Source organism: Campylobacter sp. CN_NE2 (assembly GCF_027797465.1).
GTDB lineage: Bacteria > Campylobacterota > Campylobacteria > Campylobacterales > Campylobacteraceae > Campylobacter_B.
On sequence record NZ_CP115608.1, the window covers coordinates 67,942 to 92,375 of the forward strand.

The window sequence follows — 24,434 nt, forward strand, 5'->3', positions numbered from 1 at the left end:
GAGTAAATCATGGCAAGAAAAACTCCTTTAAACCGAGTTAGAAATATCGGTATCGCTGCTCACATCGACGCCGGTAAAACAACAACAAGCGAAAGAATTCTATTTTTCACAGGTATGAGCCATAAAATCGGCGAAGTGCATGAGGGTGCTGCTACTATGGACTGGATGGAGCAAGAAAGAGAAAGAGGTATTACTATTACTTCTGCTGCGACAACTTGCTTTTGGAATGATCACCAAATCAACCTAATCGACACCCCGGGACACGTTGATTTTACTATCGAAGTTGAACGCTCTATGCGTGTTTTAGATGGCGCTGTGTCAGTATTTTGTTCAGTCGGCGGTGTTCAACCACAAAGTGAAACCGTTTGGCGCCAAGCAAACAAATATCATGTTCCAAGAATCGTTTTTGTAAATAAAATGGACCGCGTAGGTGCAAATTTTTACAATGTTGAAGCTCAAATCAAAAACAGACTAAAAGCAAATCCTGTTCCGATTCAAATTCCAATCGGCGCAGAAGATACTTTTAAAGGCGTAGTTGATTTAGTAACTATGAAAGCTCTTACTTGGGACGACGCAAAAGGTCCAAGTGCGCCAGAAGTCGGCGAAATTCCAGCTGAACTAAAAGACAAAGCAGAAGAATATAGAAGCAAACTAGTTGAAGCAGTTGCCGAAACTGACGAAGCTTTAATGGAAAAATATTTCAACGGCGAAGAATTAAGCGAAGCAGAGATCAAAAAAGGTATCAAAAAAGGTTGTTTAGAGCTTAGCATTATCCCTATGATGTGCGGAACTGCGTTTAAAAACAAAGGCGTTCAACCATTGCTTGATGCTGTTGTTGATTATCTACCTGCGCCTGATGAAGTTCCTGCGATTCGCGGCGAATACGAAGACGGAAGCGAAACAGAAGTTTTATCTACTGATGACGGAGCGTTTGCAGGTCTTGGATTTAAGATTATGACTGACCCGTTTGTAGGACAACTAACTTTCGTTCGTGTTTATCGTGGTGTGCTAGAAAGCGGTAGCTATGTTTATAACACAGGTAAAAACAAAAAAGAGCGTATCGGTCGTTTGCTACGAATGCACTCAAACAAAAGAGAAGAAATCAAAGAACTTTACGCAGGTGAAATCGGCGCTATCGTGGGCTTAAAAGATACGCTTACGGGCGATACACTAGCAGATGAAAAAGATAAAGTTATCTTAGAACGCATGGAATTCCCTGATCCTGTTATTAGCGTTGCTGTTGAGCCAAAAACAAAAGCAGACCAAGAAAAAATGGGTATCGCGCTTCAAAAACTTGCACAAGAAGATCCAAGCTTCCGTGTGGCAACAGATGAAGAAAGCGGTCAAACTATCATCTCAGGTATGGGCGAACTTCACCTTGAAATCATCGTCGATCGTATGTTACGCGAATTTAAAGTCGAAGCAGAAGTAGGACAACCGCAAGTTGCTTACCGCGAAACTATTCGCAAAACTATCGAACAAGAATACAAATACGCAAAACAATCAGGCGGTCGCGGTCAATACGGACATGTTTTCTTGCGCTTAGAGCCAAAAGAGCCGGGCAGCGGTTATGAATTTGTAAATGACATCAAAGGTGGTGCTATTCCAAAAGAATATATCCCTGCTGTTGATAAAGGTTGCCAAGAAGCTATGCAAAACGGCGTTTTGGCGGGTTATCCTGTCGAAGATGTTAAAGTTACCGTTTATGACGGAAGCTTCCACGAAGTCGATAGCTCTGAAATGGCGTTTAAACTAGCTGCTTCAATGGGCTTTAAAGAAGGCGCTAGAAAAGCAGGTGCTGTAATCTTAGAGCCTATGATGAAAGTCGAAGTAGAAACCCCAGAAGAGTATATGGGTGATGTTATCGGCGATTTAAATAAACGACGCGGTCAAGTAAATAATATGAGCGAACGCGGCGGAAATAAAATCATCGACGCATTTTGTCCGCTTTCAGAAATGTTTGGTTACTCTACTGACCTTAGAAGCCAAACACAAGGTCGTGCGACTTACTCTATGGAATTTGACCACTACGATGAAGTTCCAAAAAATGTAAGCGAAGAAATCATCAAAAAACGCAATGGCTAAAATTTAGCTAGTTTTAATACTTTTTAAGCGGAGAATTCGGCGAATTTGCTGAATTCTTCGCTTTTTTTATGCTTTAATTTTGCTTTTAATTAAATTTATAAAAGCGTAGGGTGGGCATCCTTGCCCACCGAAAAATTTGATAACCTTATGGTGGGCAAATGCCCACCATACAAATAAAGTAGAAATAATTTTGCAATTTAAAATCTCTTTGCTTGTATTAAAAAGGAAATAAAATGGAAAATTGGAAAATTAAATTGTTTATAATAGGTACCTATATTTTAATAGCATCTTGTTATGTTTTTTACAAAAATTATAATATTGCTAATGAAAGAGAACAAGATAGGCAAGATAGGGAGTATTTTTATAATCATAACGCAACATTTGAAGAAATAACGGAAAATGGCAAAGTAAGCGTTAAAGAGTTGGTAGAGCAAAATTTAAGAGACCATTTGCAAAAACTGTATAAGCTTGATAATTTTAGCGAAGATGAAATTAAGACAATGAGGCACATAAGGGGCGATTGGAAACTTAGAAACACATACTCGGATTATCAGGATTGCACATTGTATAATAGTAGCAAGACAAATTGTAGATTTTGGAAAATAGATAAAAATTTAAATTTAGAAAAATTGATGAATATCGTATCTAAAATTTGCGATAACAATGGTAGTGTTAAAGCAAATTATGAAGAAATTTTAGAAAGTAATCCGCTACCAAAAAAAGAGTTATTTGACCCGTTCGCACAAAAAGATTTAATCGATGAAAACGGAGATTTTATAGAAAATTTTATATACATTAAGCCATTTTTTTATAAAGGTTTTCAGATTGACTTTTTTACTAATTATGCGTTTATTGAAAAAAGAAATAAGCGATACTATGTGCTTATTCCACAAAATCCACATTTTACTGTTTTTGCGTCAGAATTGTTAGACGATAGAATTGATTTTGGAAGAGTTTGTAGGCACTATAAAAACATTTATGATAAAAGTATAGACGAGTTAGAAGAATTCTACTATTTCAAAAAAATAGCGATTCACGATAAAAGTTATACGGCTAAGATTGCAGATTACGAAAGATTTTCAGAAGCACGATATAGTAGCGAATTCGACTTTGAAATATCTACCAAATGGAAAGAAAAAATTAACAAGATAAAAAATTTAGAAAATAAACTTCAATATAAAGGAGAGAACGATGAGTTTTAGCGTAGGGTGGGCATCCTTGCCCACCGAAAAATTTGATAATCTTATGGTAGGCATTTGCCACCCTACAATAAATTTAAAAAAATCAAGCACTAAATTTAAACATTAGCTACCGAGTTCGTTTTTTATACATTTTGCAATGGTAATGGAAAAAATTTGCAAATTTAAACAAAAAATCGCTAGAATTTGCCTAATTTTTCAAAAGGAAAAACAATGAGTTTTAAGTTTAACGAAGCCAAAATATCGGACTTAGACACAGTTTTAAAGCCGTTTTCAAGCGTAGGAAAAGAGTGGATGCTAGTTAGCGCAGGAACTAGCGAAAAATATCCGCTTTATAACACAATGACCGCTTCATGGGGTGGTTTTGGCTATCTTTGGGAAAAGCCGGTGGCGCACATCTACATCCGTCCGCAACGCCACACCTTTAAATTTAGCGAAGAGAACGAATTTATAAGCCTTTCGTTTTTTGGCGGTGGTCAGAAAAAGGCTCTTGGGTATTGTGGGAAAATAAGCGGAAAAGACGAAGACAAGGCGAAAAATATCGGCTTAAATGCAGTTTTGTTAGAGCGGGACTTAATCGGTTTTGAAGAAGCAAATTTGATACTAAAATGCAAAAAGCTTTATACAAGCTATCTTGAAGAAAAGAATTTTTTAAGCGATGAAATACCGAATTTTTGGTATCAAAACAAGGATTTTCACAGAGTTTATATTTGTGAGATTATGGGATTTTATACAAAAGAATAAAATTGTAAATTCGGCAAATTTGACATTTAAATTTGCCGAATTTTTCTACTTAAACCAGCTTTTGATTTTATCAAAAAAGCTTTCGCCGTTGTCTTTTTCGAAGCTCTCTTGAAGCTCTTTTAAAAGCTCGGTTTGTCGCTCGTTTAGTTTTTTTGGCGTTTGGACTGAAATTTGCACTATCAAGCGACCTTTTTGCTTGGTTCGGATATTTTCCACGCCTTCGTTTTCGATGATAAATTGCTCTTTGTCTTTGGTGCCGACTTTGAGTTTAAGCTCGGTTTTTCCGCTTGTCGTAGGCACTTCGATAGTCTCGCCCAGTATCGCCTGAGTGAAAAACACAGGCACTTCGATATACAAATCATCGCCTTCTCGCACGAAATGTTTATCTTCTTTTACGCGAATATTTACATACAAATCGCCTTTTTCGCCCGTTTTTGAGATATTTCCTTTCTCTGCAAGGCGAATTTTTAAGCCGTTATCCACGCCTTTTGGTATGTCAAATTTGACTTCTATGCTCTCTTCAACAAAACCTTGTCCGTGGCAATCGGAGCATTTGTTTTTGACGATTTCGCCGCTTCCGCCACAATGCGGACAAGTTTGGATATAGCTCATAAAACCTTGACGCCTTGCGAATTTACCGCTTCCGCCACAATGCGAACAACTCTCTTTTTTCTTATCTTTTGAGCCTGTTGCGTCGCAAGCCCCACATGGTTTTTTGATTTTGTATTTTAACTCTTTGCTTACGCCAAAAACAGCTTCTTTGAAGCTTAAAGTTACGATAGTTTCAGTATCTAGCGGGTATGGATCTACGCTTTTTTGGCGTCTAGTGCCACTAAATCCGCCACCGCCGAAAAATGACTCAAAAATATCACCTAAATTTATATCTTCAAAACCACCGCTAAATCCGCCAAAACCTGCGTTATTTACGCCTTCTTTGCCGTATCTATCATACATTCTGCGTTTGTTTTCATCGCTTAAAACTTGATAGGCTTCGTTGATTTCTTTAAATTTTTCTTCGGCTTCTTTGTCGCCTTGATTTCGGTCAGGGTGGTATTTAAGAGCTAGTTTTCTATAAGCTTTTTTAATTTCGTCAGAATTTGCTTCTCTTGTGATTTCTAAAATTTCATAATAATCAGCCAATTTTTAACTCCGCTTTGATTTTAATAAAACGCTTATTTTACCTAAATTACTTGAAAACTCAATAAATTTTTAACTAATTTTCTGTATAATGTGCTACCAAAATTTTTAACAAAGGATAAATTATGGTAAATGTTTTGATGATTGAAGATGATTCTGAGTTTGCAACGCTACTATCTGAGTATTTAAGCAAATTTAATATTAAAGTTACAAACTACGAAGATCCGTATTTAGGGCTTAGTGCAGGGATTAAAAATTTTGATTTATTGATTTTGGATTTGACATTGCCGGGCATTGACGGACTTGAAGTTTGCAAAGAAATTCGCGAAAAATATGATATTCCGATTATCATAAGTTCTGCTAGAAGCGATGTTAGCGATAGAGTCGTAGGACTTCAAATCGGAGCTGATGATTATATGCCAAAGCCGTATGATCCAAAAGAGATGCACGCAAGGATTATGAGCTTAATCCGCCGTTACCGAAAAACAAATGCCGAGAAAGAAGAAGTCGTCGCTGATAGCGTATTTAGAATCGATGAAAAAAGGCATGAAATTTATTTTGAAGATGAAGCTTTAACGCTAACTCCGGCTGAATATGAAATTTTAGAATACCTAATCAAACAACATAGCTTTTCAGTTTCAAGAGAACAGCTTGTTTATAACTGCAAAAGCCTAAAAGACAAGGATTCAAAAAGCCTTGATGTCATCATCGGTCGCCTTCGCACAAAAATCGGCGATAGCTCGAAAAATCCGAAATACATCTTTTCAGTTCGTGGGATAGGTTATAAACTTATCGGATGAAACACTCTTTAACTACCAAAATAACGATATTTTTCGTTATTGCGTTGATGCTTGTTTGTGTGCTTTTTATAACCTTTGGCAGAATTCAGATGAATAAAGCCTTGTCTCGTATGCAGGCAAACCAAATCAACGCAATCAACTATCTTTTGGAGCTTTATGATCGCTCAATCCCACCGCAAGACATACAACAATATTTTAAAAATTTTGGTCTTGAACTGGTAAAAGATAAAAATGTTATGGTAAATATCATCACAAGCGGAGAAAAAGTTTTTGCTCAAAAAACGCCACTTGGAGAGTTTGAGTCGATTCGCTATAATGATTCGCTTTTTTTAAATATCAAAAATGAATCTTTTGCAATCGCCTTTGAGAGCTTGGGAACAAAGAATTTAAACGATCCGTTGTGGATAGGTTTTTTGATAGTCATTTCTGTTTTGATTTCACTTTATCTTTCGATGATTCGCAGTTTTACGCCACTTAAAAAACTTAATCGAAATATTCAACGCTTCGCAAGTGGTGATATGGAGATAAAAATTTTAGACAAGCCACGCCAAGATGAAATAGGGCAGGTTGCAATCGAATTTGATAACGCAGTTAGTAAAATTCAAGAGCTAATTCGCTCTCGCCAACTTTTTTTGCGAACCATTATGCATGAGCTTAAAACACCTATTGGCAAAGGTCGCATAATATCAGAAATGATAGAAGATGAAACGCAAAAATCAAGGCTAGTTGGGGTTTTTGAACGGCTTGAAATTTTGATAAATGAATTTGCAAAAATCGAACAACTGCTTTCGCGAAATTATTCATTAAATTATCAAGAGTGCCATTTTAGCTTGATTTTAGAGCAAGTCAAAGACATAGCAATGCTCGATAACTGGGACGAAAAAGTCGAAGTTAAGATGAATAGCGATGATATTGTAAATGTCGATTTTCAGCTGTTTTCTTTGGCTTTGAAAAATTTAATCGATAATGCGCTTAAATATTCGGATAACAAAAAGGCACTAGTTGTTTGCGATAAAAACCGAATTTGCGTTAGCAATCAAGGCAATGCGCTTTCAAAATCGTTTGAATATTATAAACAAGCTTTTATCCGCAATAAGGGCGAAAAAACAAGCGGAATGGGGCTTGGGCTTTATATCGTGGATAAAATTTGCGAAATGCATAAGTTTAAATTTGATTACAATTACAGCGACGGACGGCACTTTTTTTGCCTAAATTTAAATAAAAATGATTAAAAGATGAGTTTATGAAAAAAAATTTAGCACAAAAATTTGACGAGCTTGTTGCTTCTTTTGAAAAGCTTCCGGGCGTGGGTAAAAAATCAGCCTTAAAATATGCCTATTTTGTGGGAGTTGAAAACTCTTTTATGGGGCTAAATTTAGCTCACTGCATAGAAGAGGCAGTTAAAAATTTACGCCGCTGCGAAATTTGTGGCGGAATTTGCGAAAGCGAAATTTGTGAAGTTTGTGCCGATTTTGGCAGAAATAGAGATAAAATTTGCATAGTTGAAACGCCAAAAGATATTTTTATTTTTGAAAATAATAACATTTTTGACGGGCTTTATTTTGTGCTTGATGATGTAAATGAGCAAATTTTGGCTCGTCTTGAAAAAATGATCGATGAAAATGGCTCAGATGAGCTTATTTTTGCACTCACTCCAAGTGTGAATTCAGACGGCATTATGCTGTATATAGAAGATAAACTCAAACACAAAAGCATTAAATTTAGCAAAATCGCACAAGGAATTCCTACAAATGTCAGCCTTGAAAATGTCGATATGCTTTCGCTTATAAAGGCTATGAACGGACGGGTTGGAATTTAAATTTAAAATTCTCGGCAAATTTAGATAAATTCGCCGAGAATTAGAAGTTAAAGAGATTTTATTTTACACTAAATGTTTGTTCTGTGACATCATATCGTTTTGTAAATTCTTCGTTTTGAATTTGCAATACTTCTTGGAGTTGAGGTGCGATTACAAAGTATCCAACAGAAACTTTTATGGCGGTTGTGTTCTCTGGAATTTCTAGCGAAATTTCTCTTTTTTCATAAGGTTTTAGCCTTGTATCTTCGCCTTTTGCTTTGGCTGCATACGAAAGCGTTTCATATAAAAGTGCATTTTTGTAAATTGCTCTCATATCTATATTTTTAGTTTGTAAAACTTCACCATCTTTTAAAAAATCTATATCAAGAACCAAGCTCCTACCGCTAAAACCGCTTGGAATTCCATGGCTTATCAAATTTTTTACAAAAAGTTTTACTTCATTTTGACTGACTTTTTCAAAGCTTAATTCGATAGCATTTTTCAAAATATCACTATTTCGTGCGCCTTCAAAAAAGTGAGATTTTATCTCTCTTGGAACCATATTTTCTCGCTGCATATCAGGGGCTATAATTTCGGTTTTACTATTTTTCATGTGGCAGTCTGTGCAAAGTTCTCTACTGCTTACAATTCGCATTTCTTCGCCTGTATTATAAAGCGAGTGCTCTGATTTAGTAGCTTGACCTTGATGACACGCTAAGCACAAATCATTATTTTCTCTAAAAAATCTACGCTCTTCGCTTTTATGAAAAATCGGCTCTTCATTTTTTAAATCATAAGGCCCCACAATTAAATCATCTTTTGTCCAATCAAATAGCTTATATCCGTTTTGAGTTTGATTATCACGCATTTTGACATGTTCTACGCTGTGACAAACAAAACAGCTAATGCCGTTTTTGACACTTTCGCTTTCGATTTTATTATGTAAATTTTTTGTTTCATCAGTTTGAATTCCAAGCATAGAAGCAAGAGCGACATCATCGCTTATGTTTTTGGTTTCTAAGCGTGGATTATGACAAGTGCCACAACTTACCAAAACTTGCTCATAAATTTGCTTTGTTTCCGTTGCGACTAGCTCAACAGTTTTTTTGTATAGCTCACTAGAATCTTCGTGCGATTTAGCATGGAGCGAAGTGGTCCAATCAGCATGTATATCGTCGTGACATCCAAGACAGTTTTGTGGATCAGCCATGATAGAAACTTCATCATCGGCAACTAAATTTGAACTAAAAAAGACCAAAATAAGCACTGCAAAGAACTTTTTCATTTGCAAACTCCCAAAATAAGGTAAATTTCCGTATAATATAATATTAATCTTAAAGTATCTTTAAATTTGCATTGTTCATAGTATTTTAGTGGTAAATTTGTGAATTTGGCGTTTAAGATATAATTTAAACGCCAAATTTAGGCTAATTTACCTTGAATTCTTTCGATATGACTTCGTAAGGTTTTGTATAAGTTTTGTCATCAATTTTTAAAATTTCTTGCAATTGTGGTGCTAAAATGTAATAACTTAAAGTTGCTTTTATACTATTTGTTTCATTTGGAATGCGAATATGAATTTCACGATTTTCTTTTGGCTTTAATCGTGTATCGCTTAATAGAGCTTTTGCTGAATACGATAGAGTTTCTGATCCAAATTTGCCTTCATAAGTAGCTCTGAAATCGATTGTTTCGGTTCTGATGACTTCATCTCCGTTTGAAAATAAAAGTTCTAAAACCAAACTTCTACCACTAAAACCGCTTGGCACCCCGTGTGGTATAGAATTTGAAACGATGATTTTAGCAGTGCTTGATGCTGTTTTTTCCATATTTATATCAATTATATCTTTTAGAATATTACTATTCCTAGCACCTGCAAAAAAGTGTGATTTTATATCGCGTTCGACCATATTATCTCTTTTGATTTGTGGGGCAAGTATTCCTTTTTTTATGCTTCCCATGTGGCAATCTACACATTTATCGTCTGTGCCACTTGAATTTAACTCTTCACCTGTGTTATACATAGAAAGTTCATTTTTAGTGGCTTGTCCTTGATGGCAAGATAGGCATAGATCGTTATTTTCTCTGAAAAAATCTCGTTTCCCAAAAGAGTGGAAAATCGTTTGTTGAGAGCTTAAATCATAAGGACCTACTATCAAATTTCCTTTTGTCCAATTTAGCATCTGATAACCGACTGTTGTATAATTATCTCTATGATTTATACTATCGACATTGTGACAAATATAACAGCTTATTCCGCTTTTTATATGCTCAGCTTCTAGTGCATTTTTTAGCTCATTTTTCACTGTTGAATCTATATCAAGCATAATCGCAAGAGCCGCGCTTTCACTGACAAATTTCTTTTCTAGTTTTGGGTTGTGACAAGTTCCACAGCTTAATAAAACCTGCTCGCGAATTTGACGAGTTTGGCTACTTACAAGAGTGATAGCTTTTTCATAAAGCGGATTTAAATCTTCGTGTGATTTAGCATGAAGCGAAGTTTCCCAGTCGGCAAACTGCTCTTTATGACAAGCAAAACAAGCAATCGGATTCATTATGTTTCCATTGTCTGCTTCTGCTACGGCATCTGATGAAATCGTACCAGAAGTTGTCGATATTTCTGAGATAGATAATGTTTTTTCCGCAGGTTCTTCTGATACAATCTGTGTATCTGTGGCAGTGGAATCCGAAAGAGTTTGATCTTGTGACAGTGTTTCACTAGCCATAGTGGCATTTGTTTCGCTAAGCGTATTTTCATTATCTGTTTCTTGCGGAGTTTGTGCAAATGCACAACTTATAAGTAATGCTGAAAAAATTGTAGCAAATAAAGCTTTCATCGTATTTTCCTCATAATTTGTATTTTTGCGCTTTCATAAAATTTTGGGATTATATCTTTATTTTATTTAATTTTTGTTTAAAAACATTTAGAGAAAATAAAAAAATTATTTTTTCATTTCGTTATAAAATTTTTAGCCCAAATTTGGTAAAATCGCACAAAAATTTTTATAAATTTTAAGGATAAATTTGAAAAAAGTTCATTTTATAGGCATTGGCGGGATTGGAATTTCTGCTCTTGCTAAATTTTTACATGAAAAAAACTATGAAATCAGCGGTTCTGATATAAAAGAGAGTGAAACTATCGCCGAGCTTAGAGAACAAGGTATGAAAATCAACACGCCTCACGATAAAAGCGCGATTGAAAATCAAGATTTTGTCGTTTATAGTGCTGCGATAAAAGATGACAATGTCGAGCTAGTAGAAGCTAGAAACAAAGGCATTAAATGTCTTTCTCGCAAGGAAACTCTGCCTTATATTTTGCGATTTAAGCGAGTTTTTGCAGTTGCTGGGGCTCACGGCAAAAGCACGACAAGCGCTATGCTTTCAAGCCTAATCGACGGAAGCGTCATCATCGGCGCAGTTTCAAAGCAATTTGGCTCAAATATGAAATACAGCAAAAGCGAAAATATTATTTTTGAAGCCGATGAGAGCGATAGCAGTTTTTTAAATTCAAATCCGTATTTGGCGGTGGTAACCAACGCAGAGCCCGAACACATGGAGCATTATGATTTTGATATTGAAAAATTCCACGCAGCTTACAGGGGCTTTTTAGAAAGGGCGAAAATCCGCGTTATAAATGCAGAAGATGAGTTTTTAAAAACGCTAAAAATCGATTGCATAAAGCTATATCCTAGCCGTGATATAACAGAAGTTAAGCAGGTTTTGCGAAATAACGAGCCGTATATGAGTTTTAATCTCAAAGAGCTTGGTAAATTCGAAGTTTGGGGGCTTGGCAAACACATTGCCATTGACGCAAGTCTAGCGATACTAGCTGCAAATTGCGAAATAGGGCTTGAAGAGATTAGAGCAAATTTGCTAAATTTTAAGGGCATTAAAAAGCGATTTGACATTTTAACAGCAAGTAAAGATTTTGTTTTGATTGACGACTACGGGCATCACCCAACCGAGATAGCTGCTACTTTACAAAGTGCAAAAGAGTATGCAAATTTGCTAGGCATTGGCAAGATTACGGCGATTTTCCAGCCACACAGATACACTCGATTAAAGGCGAATTTGCAAGGTTTTAAAGAGTGTTTTAAAAATGTCGATGAGCTTGTTATTTTGCCTGTATATGCAGCAGGCGAGAGCGATAACGGGATAAATTTAAAAGACGAATTTAAAGCTTTAAATCCGCTTTTTGCCGAGAGAATTTCGCGAAACGGCGATAGCATAGAGTTTTATGATATTTTTGGCGTGAAACATATTTTAAACAGCGGTTTGGTTATCGGTTTTGGCGCAGGGGATATTTCGTATCAGTTGCGTGGCGAATTTTAGGGCAAATTTGATAAATTCAGAGTGTTAAAGGGGCAAATTTTGAGATTTGTAGTTTTTATTGTTGCGACACTTTTTATGATTTCGATTTTTTTGATTGACGATGAAAAATTAAGCAAAAAAGCGAAATTTATTATAACGGCTGTGATTGCGATTTTTGCGATATTTGCTTACTCTTTTGAAACTTTTACCCAAAGCAAAGCAAAGGATTTAAACGAGCTTTCTACGGCATTTAAACAAGGAAAAACGCTTATTTGCAGTGACGGAAAATCGCAAACGCAAGTAAATTTGCAAAATTTTGAATTTTCCTTTGCCACTAGCTCATTTATCGCAAAAAGGGACGCCGAAAACGAATTTAAAAACAAAACTTTTAACGCAAAAGACTGCACGATAAAATGAAAAATGATATTTTTTCTCGCCTTGATTTGAGCGAATATTTGGATAAATTTAACGCCTTTTTATCGCGTGAAAAACCACTATTTTTAGAAGGCGACAGCAAAATCAACTATGAAAAAATTTACGAATTTGCTAAATTTGACATCACGCTTTGTGAAAAAGTAGCAAATTTGGATGACGCTTTAATGCGAATCACCAAGCATGCCGTGCTTCACATAAGCGAAATTTACGAGTTTGCTAAAATTATAAAATATTTTTTGTATCTTAAAAAACAGCCATTTAGCGGGAAACTAGCCGAGAGTTTGCTAAAAATCGAAATTCCTAGCGTGATTGTCGAAATTTCAGGTTATTTTGATAAAGACGGAAACTTCAAAGACAGCATTGATGAGCGATTTTCTGCGTTAAATGAAGCCTATAAAATCAAAAAGGAAGAGATAAATGTTGAGCTTAAAAGGCTAATTTATGCTAAATCAATAAGCCCGTATTTAGTTGATACTCAAATTCACTACATTGGCGAAAGCGAAGCGCTTTTGGTGCGTGGCGGATTTAATCACGCGCTAAAAGGAAGTGTCATCGGGCGAAGTAGCGGCGGATATTTTTATGTAACGCCTGATAGCATTTCTAGGCTCAAATCAGCCCAAAGCGAGATTTTGGATAAAAAAGAAGAGCTTATTTTTGAACATTGCAAAGAAATTTCGCAAATTTTTAATAAAAATTATCTATTTTTAAAATTTATAAATCACGCATTTGACGGCTTTGACGGACTTATCGCTAGGGCGATGATGATGAGAAATAATGATTTTGAGATAGTTTTAAACGATAGTTCAAAAGACATTATTTTGCGTGATTTTTCTCACCCGGCTCTAAAAAATCCAAAACCCGTAAGTGCCAGTTTTACGGGCAAAGTTTTGCTGATTACCGGTGTTAATGCCGGCGGAAAAAGTATGCTTTTAAAATCGATTTTAAGTGCTTGTATTTTAAGCAAATATCTTTTGCCGATGAAAATTGGCGCCCAGCACTCTAAAATCGGCAATTTCAAAGAATTTGAACTCATCATGGAAGATCCGCAAAGCGTGAAAAATGACATTTCGACTTTTGCGGGGCGAATGATGAGTTTTTCAAAGCTTTTTGGACGCAAAAATTTGCTTATCGGTGTCGATGAAATCGAGCTTGGAACCGATTTTGAAGAAGCAGCTAGTCTTTATAGCGTGATAATTTCAAATTTAATGCAAAATGACATAAAAATGGTTATCACAACGCACCACAAACGCCTTGCTATGTTACTAGCAAAAGATAAAAGCGTGGATTTGTGTGCTGCACTTTATGATGAAAAAAACTCCGTCCCAAAATATGAGTTTTTAAAAGGCACGATTGGCAAGTCTTATGCCTTTGAAACTGCACTTAGATATGGCATAAATGCGAATTTGGTGAGCCTTGCAAAACAAACTTACGGCGAAGATAAAGAAAATCTAAACGAAGCCATTTCAAAGGCGATAAATTTGGAATTAGAGCTAAAAGCGGAGCTTGAAAAGGTAAAATTAAAAGAGCAAAAACTGGGTATCTTAACGCAGAGTTTAAAAGAGCAAAAAGAGCGCAACGATAGCGAATTTAGAGCGGTTTTAAATAAGCTTGAAAGGGAGTATTATTTCGCCATAGAAGAAGCCAAAAAAACGCTAAAACTAAACGATACAAAAGAGAAACAAAGAGCGATAAATAGGGCAAATGAGCTTAAAAATTCGGTTACGCTACCGCAAGGGGGCGACTCTGCGCCGATAGAATTTAAAATCGGCGATAGGGTGAAATATGAAAAAATAAAAGGCGAAATTGTTGCGATGAGTAAAAACGATGCTACGATTGAAAGCGACGGAATTCGCCTTAGAGTGCCACTAAATTTGCTAAAACGAAGCGGAAATATGCCGTCGCCAAAACCAAATTCGGTAAATATCAAAGTGCAAAAACCGCAAACGGCTTCTGTGGTGCTAGATCTGCACGGACTAAGAGCCGAAGAAGCTATCGAAAGACTTGATAAATTTATCAGCCAAAGCCTTGTAATGGGCTTTGACGAAGTTATAGTCAAACACGGCATAGGCACAGGAAAACTAGCTTTTGCTGTAAAAGAGTTTTTAAAAACGCACCCAAGCGTAAAAGAATTTCGCGACGGAAGCCCAAGTGAAGGCGGTTTTGGAAGCAAAATCGTGAGATTTTGATTTTTTAAATTTAAAATTTTTAATCCATAAATTTAATCTAAAATTGTGTAAATTTTTGATAAAATATATCGTTATTAAAATTTAAAAAATCCCGTAAAAAGGATATTTATGCAAAATAAAATCGCAAATACGCTATTTATTCCATTGATCGCAAGAATTCATGCAAGTAAAAATTTCAAGCAGTATTTTTACGATGAGACGGCGATGAAATTTGAAGATAAAATCCCGCAAAAATTCCTAAAAATTTCGTCCGAATACGAGTCTTTGGCTTCTGCGGCAAGATACTATGAAACCGACATTATGATAAAGGATTTTATTGCCACACACGGCGTTTGTAATGTCGTAAATTTGGGCTGTGGCTTGGAGACTTTGGCGTTTCGTTTCGGCAAAAATGGGGCGAAATTTTACGGCGTTGATTTGGCAGAAGTTATCAAATTTAGGCAAAATTTGCTACCACAAAATGATAATGAAACTCTGATTTCATGCGATTTATTTGATATGAAATGGACAGAAATTTTAGATAAAAGCTTGCCTACGATTTTTGTCGCAAACGGCGTTTTTATGTATTTTACCGAGAAAAAATACTAAATTTAATCGCAAATTTAAAGGCAAATTTTAAAAATTCCGAGCTTATTTTTGATGCTACGACAAAATTTGGCATAAAATGCGCGAATTTTTATGTTGGGCGGTTTGGCAAAGATATGGCTAAAATGGAGTTTTGCGTGCAAAATATGGGCGAATTTGCCGGTAAGTGCGAGTGTGAAATTTTAAGCAAAACGCCGTTTTTCGCCACTGCACGAAAAATGCTAAAAAATAAAACAAAACTCTCCACTCGCCTTATAATGGCGTTTGTGGATAAATTTGATTTGGCGTTTATTTTGAGATTAAATTTGCGAAAAAAATAAAAAAGACGGGCAAAACGCCCGTCAAAATTAAAAAATTATTCCCACTCGATAGTTGCAGGTGGTTTGGACGAAATATCATAAACTACTCTATTTATGCCTTCTACTTCGTTTATAATGCGGCGTGAGCAGTTTTCTAGCAGGTCGTAAGGAAGACGCGAAAAACTAGCCGTCATGCCATCGCTTGCATCGACTACGCGGATACAAACTGCATTTTCATAAGTGCGGTTATCGCCCATGACACCGACACTTCGGACATTTAATAATACGCAAAATGCCTGCCAAGTTTTATCATACCAACCACTCGATTTTAGCTCTTCTCTTAAAATCACATCGGCTTTGCGAAGTAGCTCTAAATTTGGCGTATTTACTTCGCCCATAATGCGAATAGCAAGGCCCGGTCCCGGGAAAGGGTGGCGGAATACGACATCTCGCGAAAGTCCAAGTTCAAGCCCTAGCTGGCGCACTTCGTCTTTGAAAATTTCACGCAATGGCTCGATTAGCTCAAATTTCATCCACTCAGGCAGTCCGCCTACATTGTGATGGCTTTTTATCGTCTTACTTGCCCCGCTTGGCGAACTTTCGATCACATCGGTATAAAGTGTGCCTTGTGCTAGATATTTTACATTTTCAAATTTTTTGGCTTCCTTATCAAAAACTTCGATAAAAGTCTCGCCGATAATTTTGCGTTTAAGCTCAGGCTCAGTTACGCCTTTTAAGCGGCTCAAAAACAGCTCGCTCGCATCGACGCTGATTAAATTTACGCCAAGTTTGAGCTTAAACATCTCTTCGACTTGCCTTGCTTCGTTTGTGCGAAGTAGTCCGTTATCTACAAAAACTACAATTAGATTCTCTGGCACTGCGTGAGCAAGCAGAGCTGCCACCACAGAGCTATCTACGCCGCCACTTACCGCACAAAGGACTTTGTCATTGCCTACTTTTGCTTTGATTTTTGCGATTTGCTCTTTTGCGAAGCTTCCCATATTCCAAGTGCTTGAAATTCCGCAAATTTTGGAGAAATTTTTAAGCATCGCTGTGCCAAATTCGCTGTGTATGACTTCTGGGTGAAACTGCATAGCATAAATTTTGCGATTTTCATCGGCAAATACACAATACTCGCTACTTTTTGAAGTCGCTAAAACTTCAAAATTCTTTGGCAAGATTTCTACTTTATCGGCATGGCTCATCCACACGACAGAATCGTCCCCAACGCCATCAAAAAGCTGAGAATTTTTAGCGATTTTAAGCTCTGCTCTGCCGTATTCTTTGTGGCTTGCAGGTATTACGCTACCGCCAAATTTATGGGCGATTAGCTGCATTCCATAGCAAATCCCAAGTATAGGCAAACCTAAATCAAAAATTTTCTCATCGCAAAAATAAGCGTCCTTTGCATACACGCTTGCCGGTCCGCCGCTTAAAATCAAGCCTTTTGGGCTTTTTGCTTTGATTTGCTCGATACTTGCATTAAACGGGATTAACTCGGTATAAACGCCTTGCTCTCTTAGTCTGCGTGCGATTAGCTGAGTGTATTGAGAGCCAAAATCCAAAACTAAAATGTCTGCTGTTTGCATAAAAATTTGTCCTTAAAAATAAAATTTGCAAAGTATAACAAAACTAAACTGAATAAACTATTTGCTTACGCTTTTTGTGGTAGTATCGCCGTTATAAACAGGCGGAGCTTTATATCCACAGCCACTAAGCAAAACTAAAAATAAAAATGCTAAAATACCAAAATGAAAAGTGCCAAAGAAATTATTTCTCATATTAAAACCGATCCTTTATATACTTCTTTTACCGATAGAGCGGACTTTTTGAACCTTTTTTCGGCGACTCATAAAAGTTTGATTGCCTTTATCTATATAAAAGAAAATATTTTGATGATAGCTCTAAAACACCCGCTTGGGAAAGTAGAACTAAAAAAAGATAGTAATATAAATTTGATAAAAGACTTATTAAAAATGTTTGTCAAATTTCGTCCGAATTCGGAATTTGCGAGTGTCAAAGATATAAAATTTTTTGTTGCCGATAGATTTATGGCAAAAAAATACAAATTTAAAAATCCAAATTTGAGCGAAAAAAAGGAAATTTTGCCATATTTTGAAAAATCAAAGGGCAAATTTAAAAACGATATAAAAGATGAGAAAATTCACGCCATTTTTGAAGAAATTCGGGGGCTAATCCTTGCTAATAGACGAGATTAAAACTTTGCCGAATTTACCCGGCGTTTATGAATATTTTGATAAAAACGGAAAGCTGCTTTATGTCGGCAAGGCAAAGAACCTAAAAAACCGCGTAAAAAGCTACTTTTCTTTTACGCCAAAGCTTTCGCCAAATTCAAAAAACAGCGCACGAATTTGCAAGATGATAAGCGAAACAACGCATTTAGAATATATCGTAACGCCAAGCGAAAGTGATGCGTTGATTTTAGAAAATTCATTTATCAAGCAACTTCGCCCAAAATACAATATTTTGCTAAGAGATGATAAAACTTATCCATATATTTTTGTAAATTTAAACGATGAATTTCCGCGTTTTGAAATCACAAGAAAGCTTGTAAAAGGCTCGAATATAAAATATTTTGGACCATATTTTCGTGGCGGACGAGAAATTTTAGAAATTTTATATATGAAATTTGCTCTCGTGCAAAAAAAATCGTGCATAAAAGCCAAAAAAGCTTGTTTATTTCATCAAATCGGGCGTTGCAAGGCACCATGCGAAAATAAAATTTCAAAAGATGAGTATGCAAAAATCGTGCAAAATGCCTTAAATGCACTGAAAAATCCACAAAGCATGATACCTGATTTATTAAATTTAATGATGAAATATGCCGAAAACGAAAACTACGAAGAAGCGGCCGGGATTAGGGATAAAATCGAAATTTTAAAAGATATTGAGATTAAAACCCAAGTTGATTTGGCTAAGCTTGATGATTTCGAAGTAATTGCGGTAAATTCACACTCAGATTTGATTTGTGCGGTGCATTTTAGTGTGCGTGGTGGAAAAATCGCTTCATCAAATTCAAATATCATAAACTGCAAAAATGCTGATTTTAGCGATATTAAAAGCGTTTATACGCAAGTTATTTTAGATTCTTTTCCACAGGATTCGCCGATTGCGAGCACAAAAATTTATGTTTATGACGAATTTGACGATAATGAGCTAGTGGCTGAAATTTTATCTAACAGACACGGGCGAAATTTTAAAATCATAACGCCAAAAATGGGGGAAAAACGGAGAATTTGCGAGATTGCATATCAAAACTGCGAAATAAATATAAATAAGCATTTAAAAACGCATAATTTTGAATTTCAAAATGAGTTAAAAGAGTATTTTGATTTAGAAAATTTGCCGATAAATATAGAAATTTTTGATAATTCGCACATGTTTGGAACTGCGCCTGTGGGGGCTATGGTGGCGTGGAGCGGGGATAAATTTGATAAATCAAAATATCGCCACGCTCATTTAAGCTCAAACAATGATTACGATCAAATGTTGGAATTTTTAAGCGAACGGGCAAAACGCTTTGAGAAGCTCTCTCCGCCTGATTTGTGGCTGATTGACGGCGGAACTGCGCTTTTAAAGTTGGCTAGTGATATAATAGCAAGTAGCGGTGTAAATGTCGATATAATCGCAATCTCAAAAGAAAAAATTGATTCAAAAGCTCATCGTGCAAAAGGGTCGGCAAAAGATAAAATTTGCACCAAAAACGGCGTTTTTTCACTTTCAACCGATGATAAAAAATTGCAATTTTTTCAAAAATTAAGAGATGAAGCACACCGTTTTGCCATTTCTTTTCATCAAAAAACAAAGAAAAAACAGGATTTACAAAGCTCAAAACTTGTAAATTTGGGAATTTCGCAAGGAAAATTAAAAAAATTATTAGATTTTTACGGAAGTTTTGAAAGTATCTATTTGGCGAGTTTTGATGAGATAAAATCGCTCACAGATACAAAAACAGCAGAAAAATTATTTAAAAATCGTTAAAATATCGCTAAAACAAAGCTTTCTTTAAAGTTACTTGAAGTAAAATTAACTTGTCGGTTTGTATATGAGCATTTTTGTGTGCTTTTTGAAGTTTTAAATCGCAAATTTACACCTATGTTAGCATTTGTGTAGATGAGATTTAATTTGGTTTTTTAAAATATTAGAATTTAAACTAAAATTTGCATTTTTGCAAGGTAAGGATCAAATATGAAACTTAACACTTCCAGTTCATTGTTTCTCATCAGCGGTATTCCGCTTATGATTGTTTTCGTCTTTGCGTCTTGGTATCTTTACACTGCGGTTGTAGATTACTCAAAGGCTGAGGGTCTGAACGAACAGGTTCGGATGAATGAAAAGATCGAAAAGGTTATGGAAAATTTAGGTAGAGAACGAGGCTTAACAGCTGCGTTTTTGGCTAGTGGTAGAAATATAGGTGGCGGTGAGATTTTACACACCCAAAGGATACAAACAAACGAAGCTATCAGGGAATTTGAGAATTTTAAAAACCAAAATACTAGAAATGCCTTGTTAGATTTCTTTGACAAAAAATCTACTGTTGCCATAAATGCAGAGAATGAGATTGCTGATGAATTAACAAAACTTATCGGTATTAGAGCTAATATCGATGGAGAAAAAGTTTCATTTGGTGAAGTGTTCCAAACTTATTTTCAAAAGATTGATAATGCATTTCTAAGATCGCAAGCAGCCATTAGTGAAAAACTGGTAACTACTGATATTACGGCTCTTGCTCTTACGCTACTAAATACATCAACTGCGATGATATCGATTGCTGGCGAACGGGACTATGTTATCGAACATATAGTTTCAAATAATGCTGTAAATTCTGAACAACTTAGACAATGGAACGATTATAGCCTAAGAAGTTCGCTTCCTGTATATCAACTTTTACCTGATTCGGCTACAAAAGATGAGATATTAAAGATTGTAAATAGTGTTGAAACCCAAAATGTATTAAATGAAGTTGCTCAATTGGATGCTCAATTGCAAAATGAGGCACTTGAAGGTGATTATTCGGTCTCTTTTATCGAATGGTTTACTATTATGACTCAAAAATATAAAGTCGCAGATGATATTGTAGATAAACTATACGATGAATTTGACGCACAAGTAACTGCGTATCAAGCTGAAAAACAACAACAACTTATCATAGCATTAACTCTTTGGATTTTAGCTGTATTGCTTGGTATCTTTGCCTATGGTGTTGCTAGAAATTTCAGAAATAACATTAAACAACTTGGCACCGTTCTTAACCGAATCGGTGAGCTTTCTGACCAAGATGAAATCGTTGATATTCAAACAAGTGAAGGTATTACAAAAGCGTATGCACTTATCCAAGATGCTTTGGATTTGGTTGCTTACCAAAAAACAGTGGCAGAAGATGCAAACAAAGCAAAATCTATCTTCCTTGCGAATATGTCTCACGAAATTCGAACCCCGCTTAACGGTATTATTGGTTTTACGGAGCTTCTTAAAAATACAGATTTGGACGAAGAAAAACGAGACTATGTCGATACGATTGAAAAATCATCAGAGAACCTATTAACCATTATTAATAACATTCTTGATGTTTCTAAAATCGAAAGCAACAAAGTTGAGCTTGAAGATATTTTATTTAACCCTATTCAAGATTTCGAAAGTGCGGTTGAGATTTATGTTGCAAAAGCAGCAGAGAAAAATATCGATATCTTACTATATATCGATCCTAGCCTTGTTCATCACCTATATGGTGATATTACTAAGATTAAAGAAGTTCTTATTAATCTTATGTCAAATGCCGTTAAATTTACGCCTGAACAAGGTAAGATTATGGTTGAAATAGTAAGAAACCCTAGTGAAAATCCTGGTGAAGCAGTTGTAACATTTAGCGTTGAAGATACCGGTATTGGTATTTCAGAAGATAAATTAGCAAATGTATTTAATGCTTTCTCGCAAGCAGATTCTACTATTACAAGAAAATACGGTGGAACTGGTCTAGGACTAACCATTTCATCTAAATATGTTGCGATGATGGGTGGCAAGTTAGATGTCAAATCGACAGTTGGAAAAGGAACAAGATTCTTCTTTACGCTAGCATTTAAAGAAACCCAAAAATCAAATGCCGATGTAATGTTTGATAATGTAAAATTATTTAACTTTGCGTTGCTAACAGATGAAAGCGATAGTATGTATAATTCTATCGTTAAAAATTATATTGAAAATCTTGGTGGTCAAATTAGTATCTATCAAACCAATGCTGAATTTAGAACTGCACTTAATAATAATAAAGTAAATGCGGTAATGGGTAGATTTAAAAACTATGCTGAGTTAAATAGAGTAACAAATTTACCTGTTGTTTTGACACTAAAACCAAAAGAACTACAAAGTATTAATATCAATAATAGTGCAGTATTTACACTATCTGAGCCTGTAAATATCACTAAATTGATGAAAACAATCGAAAAGATTATAAAATCAAATCTTGCTCCAAAAGGTGGCGTGATAGCTTCTGCTCAAAATGCTGCTCAAAGATCTGATGCTGCGGCTAATGATTTAAGAAATATTTTACAAAGTAGAAGACAGCAAGAAGAAAACTTTATGTCATCTTCTGTCATAGAAGAGCCTATTATATCTACTTCAGCAACCACTACGGCTAGTAGCATTGTTTCTCCTGCGATTGAAGAGCCTAAACCTAGTGTAGTAGAAAGTAATACTCTTGATTTAGATGATTTACCTAATATAGATATTTTTGCTAAAAAAGAAGAGCCGATAGTAGAAGAAGCAAAAGTAGAAATCAAAGAAGAGACAAATTATCTACTAGATGAAGATGGCGAAGATATGAGTATACCTGTGATGGAGGTGCCAAAAGCAGTCGTTGAAGAGCCTGTCGTTAAGGTTGTTGAGCCTGAGCCGATAGTTGAGCCGATTGCAGAAAAAGTTGAAGAATTTATAGCACCTGTAATCGAAGAACCTGCTATCCAAGCTATTGTTGAGCCTGAACCAGCAATAGCACCTATTGTTGAAGAACCTATTGTTCAAAAAGTAATGGTTGAGCCTGAACCGATAGTTGAGCCGATTATAGAAAAGATTGAAGAGCCTATCGTTGAAGAATCAAAAGAAGTAGTAGAAGCGGTTGAAGAAGTTGTTGCTCCTGCACCAGAAGTAGTAATCGAAGAACCTATAACTCCTCCTGAGCCTGTGTTTGAAACTGTTATTGTTGAAGAAACAATCATGGTAGATGAAGAAGTCGAAGAGCCTGTAACTATCTACGAAGAAGTTCAACAAAGCGAAACCATTATGGAAGAAGTCGAAGTCGAAGTCGAAGAAGAAGTCGAAGTTCCTGATGATAGTGCTCCTGCACCAGCAGTAGGCGATCCAAATGTTCCATTAGTTAATAGAAAGTACAATGCAAATATCTTGATTGCGGAAGATAATGAAATTAACCAAAAACTTATGAAACATACGCTAAACAGCTTTGAGATGAATGTTACTATTGTTGAAAATGGTTTATTGGCACTAGAAGCTAGAAAAGCAAATGATTTTGATTTGGTATTTATGGATATTTCTATGCCTGTTATGGATGGTGTTGAAGCTACTAAACAAATTAAGCAATACGAGACAGAAAATGGCTTAAAACATGTTCCTATTGTTGCGGTTACGGCAAATGCACTTAAAGGCGATAGAGAAAAATTTATGGGTGCGGGACTTGATGAATACTGCACAAAACCAATCAAAAAGGATATTTTAGCTGGTATGCTCGACCATTTTGTTGGTAATAAACGCTCAGATGGCGGAGCCGGTGCTACTGCTCCAAGCAATGCAACCAAAAAAGTAAAAGTTAAAAAACTTGTCAAAAAGCAAGTTCCAAAAACTGTTGTAAAAACTGTTAAAGTTCCAAAAACTGTAATGCAAAAGGTTATAAAACAAAAACCTGTTGTAGTTAAAAAAGAAATTCAAGTCGAAAGACCTGCTTCAAGTGTGGCGCCAAAAGTTACAAAAGCTTTTGTTAGCGAACCGATTAACGCGCAAGCGGTAGTTGAACAAAGTGTCGCTACGAATTCGGCTCCTGCAAAGGATATTTTGATTTGTAAAAATAGTATCATGGAGAGTAAAATTTTCGGAAGTATTTTGAAACATACATATCAAGATGTTGATATTGTTTCGAATTTTGATGAATTGCTAAAACAAATTGTCAATGAAAATTATAAGCTCGTTATGGTTGATAAAAAGCTAAGTGGATTTGATGCTGATAAACTAGCAGATACTATCCTTCAACATAACAAGGCTAGCGAAGTCAAATTAAGATCTGTTGTGTTTGCAGATCCGGAAGATGGCACATTTGGCGGTAAATTTAATGAAGTTATGAAATATAGTATAACAAAAGCTGATTTAGAGAAATTAGCCAAAAAATTTATATAATGGGACAGAAATATGAGAAACATTAAAATTTTAGCAGTTGATGACGACGCTATCAACTTGAAACTTTTGGAAGTTATGCTTAAAAAGTATGGCAGAGTTGATGAAATCGTCAAAGCTGCCAATGGTCTTGAAGCATTAAGTATTTTGGAGAACAGGCCGGACATTGATCTTATTTTGCTTGACATAGTTATGCCGGTTATGAACGGGCTTGAATTCCTAGATAACCTTCATGCTAGGGACGAAGTCGCTCACATACCTGTTATCGTCCTAACGACAGATGAAACAGCGAAAAGAGAAGCACTAAATAAAGGTGCTTATGACTTTATGACAAAGCCTGTTTATGACAAGGATTTAGCTCGCAAACTTGATGATGTTATGAATATCATCGCAGATTAGAATTTAGGCTGGTTCTCAGCCTAAATTTTTTATTTTCCCTA

20 protein-coding genes are annotated in these 24,434 nt (G+C 35.7%); 15 read left to right on the forward strand and 5 right to left on the reverse strand.

The genetic code is table 11. The features are described from left to right. The first annotated feature begins 9 nt into the window (after window positions 1-9). The 3 genes from fusA (at window position 10) to PF028_RS00410 (ending at window position 4,028) form a co-directional block, all read left to right on the forward strand. A complete protein-coding gene (fusA, locus tag PF028_RS00400; RefSeq protein WP_270860690.1) occupies window positions 10-2,085 on the forward strand; it encodes an elongation factor G in 2,076 nt (691 codons plus the stop codon). A 233-nt stretch (window positions 2,086-2,318) separates the two neighbouring features. Next, window positions 2,319-3,287: a hypothetical protein gene (locus tag PF028_RS00405; RefSeq protein WP_270860691.1), complete on the forward strand. Its 969-nt coding sequence runs from the start codon at window positions 2,319-2,321 to the stop codon at window positions 3,285-3,287. Window positions 3,288-3,497: 210 nt separating this feature from the next. After that, on the forward strand, window positions 3,498-4,028 hold the full coding sequence (locus PF028_RS00410) for a hypothetical protein (protein ID WP_270860692.1): 531 nt from the start codon (window positions 3,498-3,500) through the stop codon (window positions 4,026-4,028). Window positions 4,029-4,073: 45 nt separating this feature from the next. Here the strand turns inward: PF028_RS00410 and dnaJ are convergent, their stop codons facing one another. Beyond that, on the reverse strand, window positions 4,074-5,168 hold the full coding sequence (dnaJ, locus tag PF028_RS00415) for a molecular chaperone DnaJ (protein WP_270860693.1): 1,095 nt from the start codon (window positions 5,166-5,168) through the stop codon (window positions 4,074-4,076). A gap of 122 nt (window positions 5,169-5,290) precedes the next feature. Here dnaJ and PF028_RS00420 point away from each other — a divergent pair, with 122 nt between their 5' ends. The 3 genes from PF028_RS00420 to recR are packed head-to-tail and all read left to right on the forward strand — an operon-like array spanning window position 5,291 to window position 7,784. Beyond that, entirely contained in the window at window positions 5,291-5,965 is a 675-nt protein-coding gene (locus PF028_RS00420) for a response regulator transcription factor (RefSeq protein ID WP_270860694.1), read from the forward strand. Then, the gene (locus PF028_RS00425; protein WP_270860695.1) at window positions 5,962-7,197 is read left to right on the forward strand and encodes an ArsS family sensor histidine kinase; all 1,236 of its coding nucleotides are present in this window, start codon (window positions 5,962-5,964) and stop codon (window positions 7,195-7,197) included. The genes PF028_RS00420 and PF028_RS00425 overlap by 4 nt, the downstream gene beginning before the upstream one ends. Before the next feature lie 11 nt (window positions 7,198-7,208). Further along, complete coding sequence (recR, locus tag PF028_RS00430) at window positions 7,209-7,784, forward strand: recombination mediator RecR (protein WP_270860696.1); 576 nt, start codon at window positions 7,209-7,211, stop codon at window positions 7,782-7,784. Between the two features lie 58 nt (window positions 7,785-7,842). On the opposite strand, the gene PF028_RS00435 is transcribed toward recR, so the two are convergent. Then, the gene (locus tag PF028_RS00435; protein WP_270860697.1) at window positions 7,843-9,048 is read right to left on the reverse strand and encodes a multiheme c-type cytochrome; all 1,206 of its coding nucleotides are present in this window, start codon (window positions 9,046-9,048) and stop codon (window positions 7,843-7,845) included. A gap of 142 nt (window positions 9,049-9,190) precedes the next feature. Beyond that, window positions 9,191-10,600, reverse strand: a complete 1,410-nt coding sequence (locus tag PF028_RS00440) for a multiheme c-type cytochrome (protein WP_270860698.1) — start codon at window positions 10,598-10,600, stop codon at window positions 9,191-9,193. A 187-nt stretch (window positions 10,601-10,787) separates the two neighbouring features. On the opposite strand from PF028_RS00440, the gene murC reads away from it, so the two are divergent. The 5 genes from murC to PF028_RS00465 all read left to right on the forward strand — a co-directional run bounded on the left by murC (window position 10,788) and on the right by PF028_RS00465 (window position 15,600). Continuing rightward, window positions 10,788-12,095, forward strand: coding sequence for a UDP-N-acetylmuramate--L-alanine ligase (murC, locus tag PF028_RS00445; protein ID WP_270860699.1), 1,308 nt, complete (start codon window positions 10,788-10,790; stop codon window positions 12,093-12,095). A 39-nt stretch (window positions 12,096-12,134) separates the two neighbouring features. Beyond that, window positions 12,135-12,491, forward strand: a complete 357-nt coding sequence (locus PF028_RS00450; protein ID WP_270860700.1) for a hypothetical protein — start codon at window positions 12,135-12,137, stop codon at window positions 12,489-12,491. Then, window positions 12,488-14,695: an endonuclease MutS2 gene (locus PF028_RS00455; protein ID WP_270860701.1), complete on the forward strand. Its 2,208-nt coding sequence runs from the start codon at window positions 12,488-12,490 to the stop codon at window positions 14,693-14,695. Before PF028_RS00450 ends, PF028_RS00455 begins: the two co-directional genes overlap by 4 nt. Window positions 14,696-14,803: 108 nt before the next feature. Further along, window positions 14,804-15,283, forward strand: a complete 480-nt coding sequence (locus PF028_RS00460; protein ID WP_270860702.1) for a class I SAM-dependent methyltransferase — start codon at window positions 14,804-14,806, stop codon at window positions 15,281-15,283. Window positions 15,284-15,396: 113 nt separating this feature from the next. Next, window positions 15,397-15,600, forward strand: coding sequence for a hypothetical protein (locus PF028_RS00465; protein ID WP_270860703.1), 204 nt, complete (start codon window positions 15,397-15,399; stop codon window positions 15,598-15,600). A 35-nt stretch (window positions 15,601-15,635) separates the two neighbouring features. Here the strand turns inward: PF028_RS00465 and guaA are convergent, their stop codons facing one another. Both guaA and PF028_RS00475 read right to left on the reverse strand, forming a co-directional pair. Beyond that, window positions 15,636-17,168, reverse strand: a complete 1,533-nt coding sequence (guaA, locus tag PF028_RS00470; protein ID WP_270860704.1) for a glutamine-hydrolyzing GMP synthase — start codon at window positions 17,166-17,168, stop codon at window positions 15,636-15,638. A gap of 57 nt (window positions 17,169-17,225) precedes the next feature. After that, a complete protein-coding gene (locus tag PF028_RS00475; RefSeq protein WP_270860705.1) occupies window positions 17,226-17,360 on the reverse strand; it encodes a hypothetical protein in 135 nt (44 codons plus the stop codon). A gap of 48 nt (window positions 17,361-17,408) precedes the next feature. Between PF028_RS00475 and PF028_RS00480 the strand changes: the two genes are divergently transcribed. The 4 genes from PF028_RS00480 (at window position 17,409) to PF028_RS00495 (ending at window position 24,393) form a co-directional block, all read left to right on the forward strand. Next, complete coding sequence (locus tag PF028_RS00480; RefSeq protein ID WP_270860706.1) at window positions 17,409-17,798, forward strand: hypothetical protein; 390 nt, start codon at window positions 17,409-17,411, stop codon at window positions 17,796-17,798. Then, window positions 17,779-19,581 carry an excinuclease ABC subunit UvrC gene (gene uvrC, locus PF028_RS00485; RefSeq protein WP_270860707.1) on the forward strand — a complete coding sequence of 601 codons (1,803 nt, stop codon included), beginning with the start codon at window positions 17,779-17,781 and terminating at the stop codon, window positions 19,579-19,581. Before PF028_RS00480 ends, uvrC begins: the two co-directional genes overlap by 20 nt. A gap of 207 nt (window positions 19,582-19,788) precedes the next feature. Next, window positions 19,789-23,997, forward strand: coding sequence for an ATP-binding protein (locus tag PF028_RS00490; RefSeq protein WP_270860708.1), 4,209 nt, complete (start codon window positions 19,789-19,791; stop codon window positions 23,995-23,997). Window positions 23,998-24,009: 12 nt separating this feature from the next. Next, window positions 24,010-24,393, forward strand: a complete 384-nt coding sequence (locus PF028_RS00495; protein ID WP_270860709.1) for a response regulator — start codon at window positions 24,010-24,012, stop codon at window positions 24,391-24,393. The last annotated feature ends 41 nt before the right edge of the window (window positions 24,394-24,434 follow it).

Coding starts and splice junctions, on each gene's coding strand:
- fusA (WP_270860690.1), top strand. CDS start 10: ATGGCAAGAAAAACTCCTTTAAACCGAGTTAGAAATATCGGTATCGCT.
- PF028_RS00405 (WP_270860691.1), top strand. CDS start 2,319: ATGGAAAATTGGAAAATTAAATTGTTTATAATAGGTACCTATATTTTA.
- PF028_RS00410 (WP_270860692.1), top strand. CDS start 3,498: ATGAGTTTTAAGTTTAACGAAGCCAAAATATCGGACTTAGACACAGTT.
- PF028_RS00420 (WP_270860694.1), top strand. CDS start 5,291: ATGGTAAATGTTTTGATGATTGAAGATGATTCTGAGTTTGCAACGCTA.
- PF028_RS00425 (WP_270860695.1), top strand. CDS start 5,962: ATGAAACACTCTTTAACTACCAAAATAACGATATTTTTCGTTATTGCG.
- recR (WP_270860696.1), top strand. CDS start 7,209: ATGAAAAAAAATTTAGCACAAAAATTTGACGAGCTTGTTGCTTCTTTT.
- PF028_RS00435 (WP_270860697.1), bottom strand. CDS start 9,048: ATGAAAAAGTTCTTTGCAGTGCTTATTTTGGTCTTTTTTAGTTCAAAT.
- PF028_RS00440 (WP_270860698.1), bottom strand. CDS start 10,600: ATGAAAGCTTTATTTGCTACAATTTTTTCAGCATTACTTATAAGTTGT.
- PF028_RS00455 (WP_270860701.1), top strand. CDS start 12,488: ATGAAAAATGATATTTTTTCTCGCCTTGATTTGAGCGAATATTTGGAT.
- PF028_RS00460 (WP_270860702.1), top strand. CDS start 14,804: ATGCAAAATAAAATCGCAAATACGCTATTTATTCCATTGATCGCAAGA.
- PF028_RS00465 (WP_270860703.1), top strand. CDS start 15,397: ATGGCTAAAATGGAGTTTTGCGTGCAAAATATGGGCGAATTTGCCGGT.
- guaA (WP_270860704.1), bottom strand. CDS start 17,168: ATGCAAACAGCAGACATTTTAGTTTTGGATTTTGGCTCTCAATACACT.
- PF028_RS00475 (WP_270860705.1), bottom strand. CDS start 17,360: ATGAGAAATAATTTCTTTGGCACTTTTCATTTTGGTATTTTAGCATTT.
- PF028_RS00490 (WP_270860708.1), top strand. CDS start 19,789: ATGAAACTTAACACTTCCAGTTCATTGTTTCTCATCAGCGGTATTCCG.
- PF028_RS00495 (WP_270860709.1), top strand. CDS start 24,010: ATGAGAAACATTAAAATTTTAGCAGTTGATGACGACGCTATCAACTTG.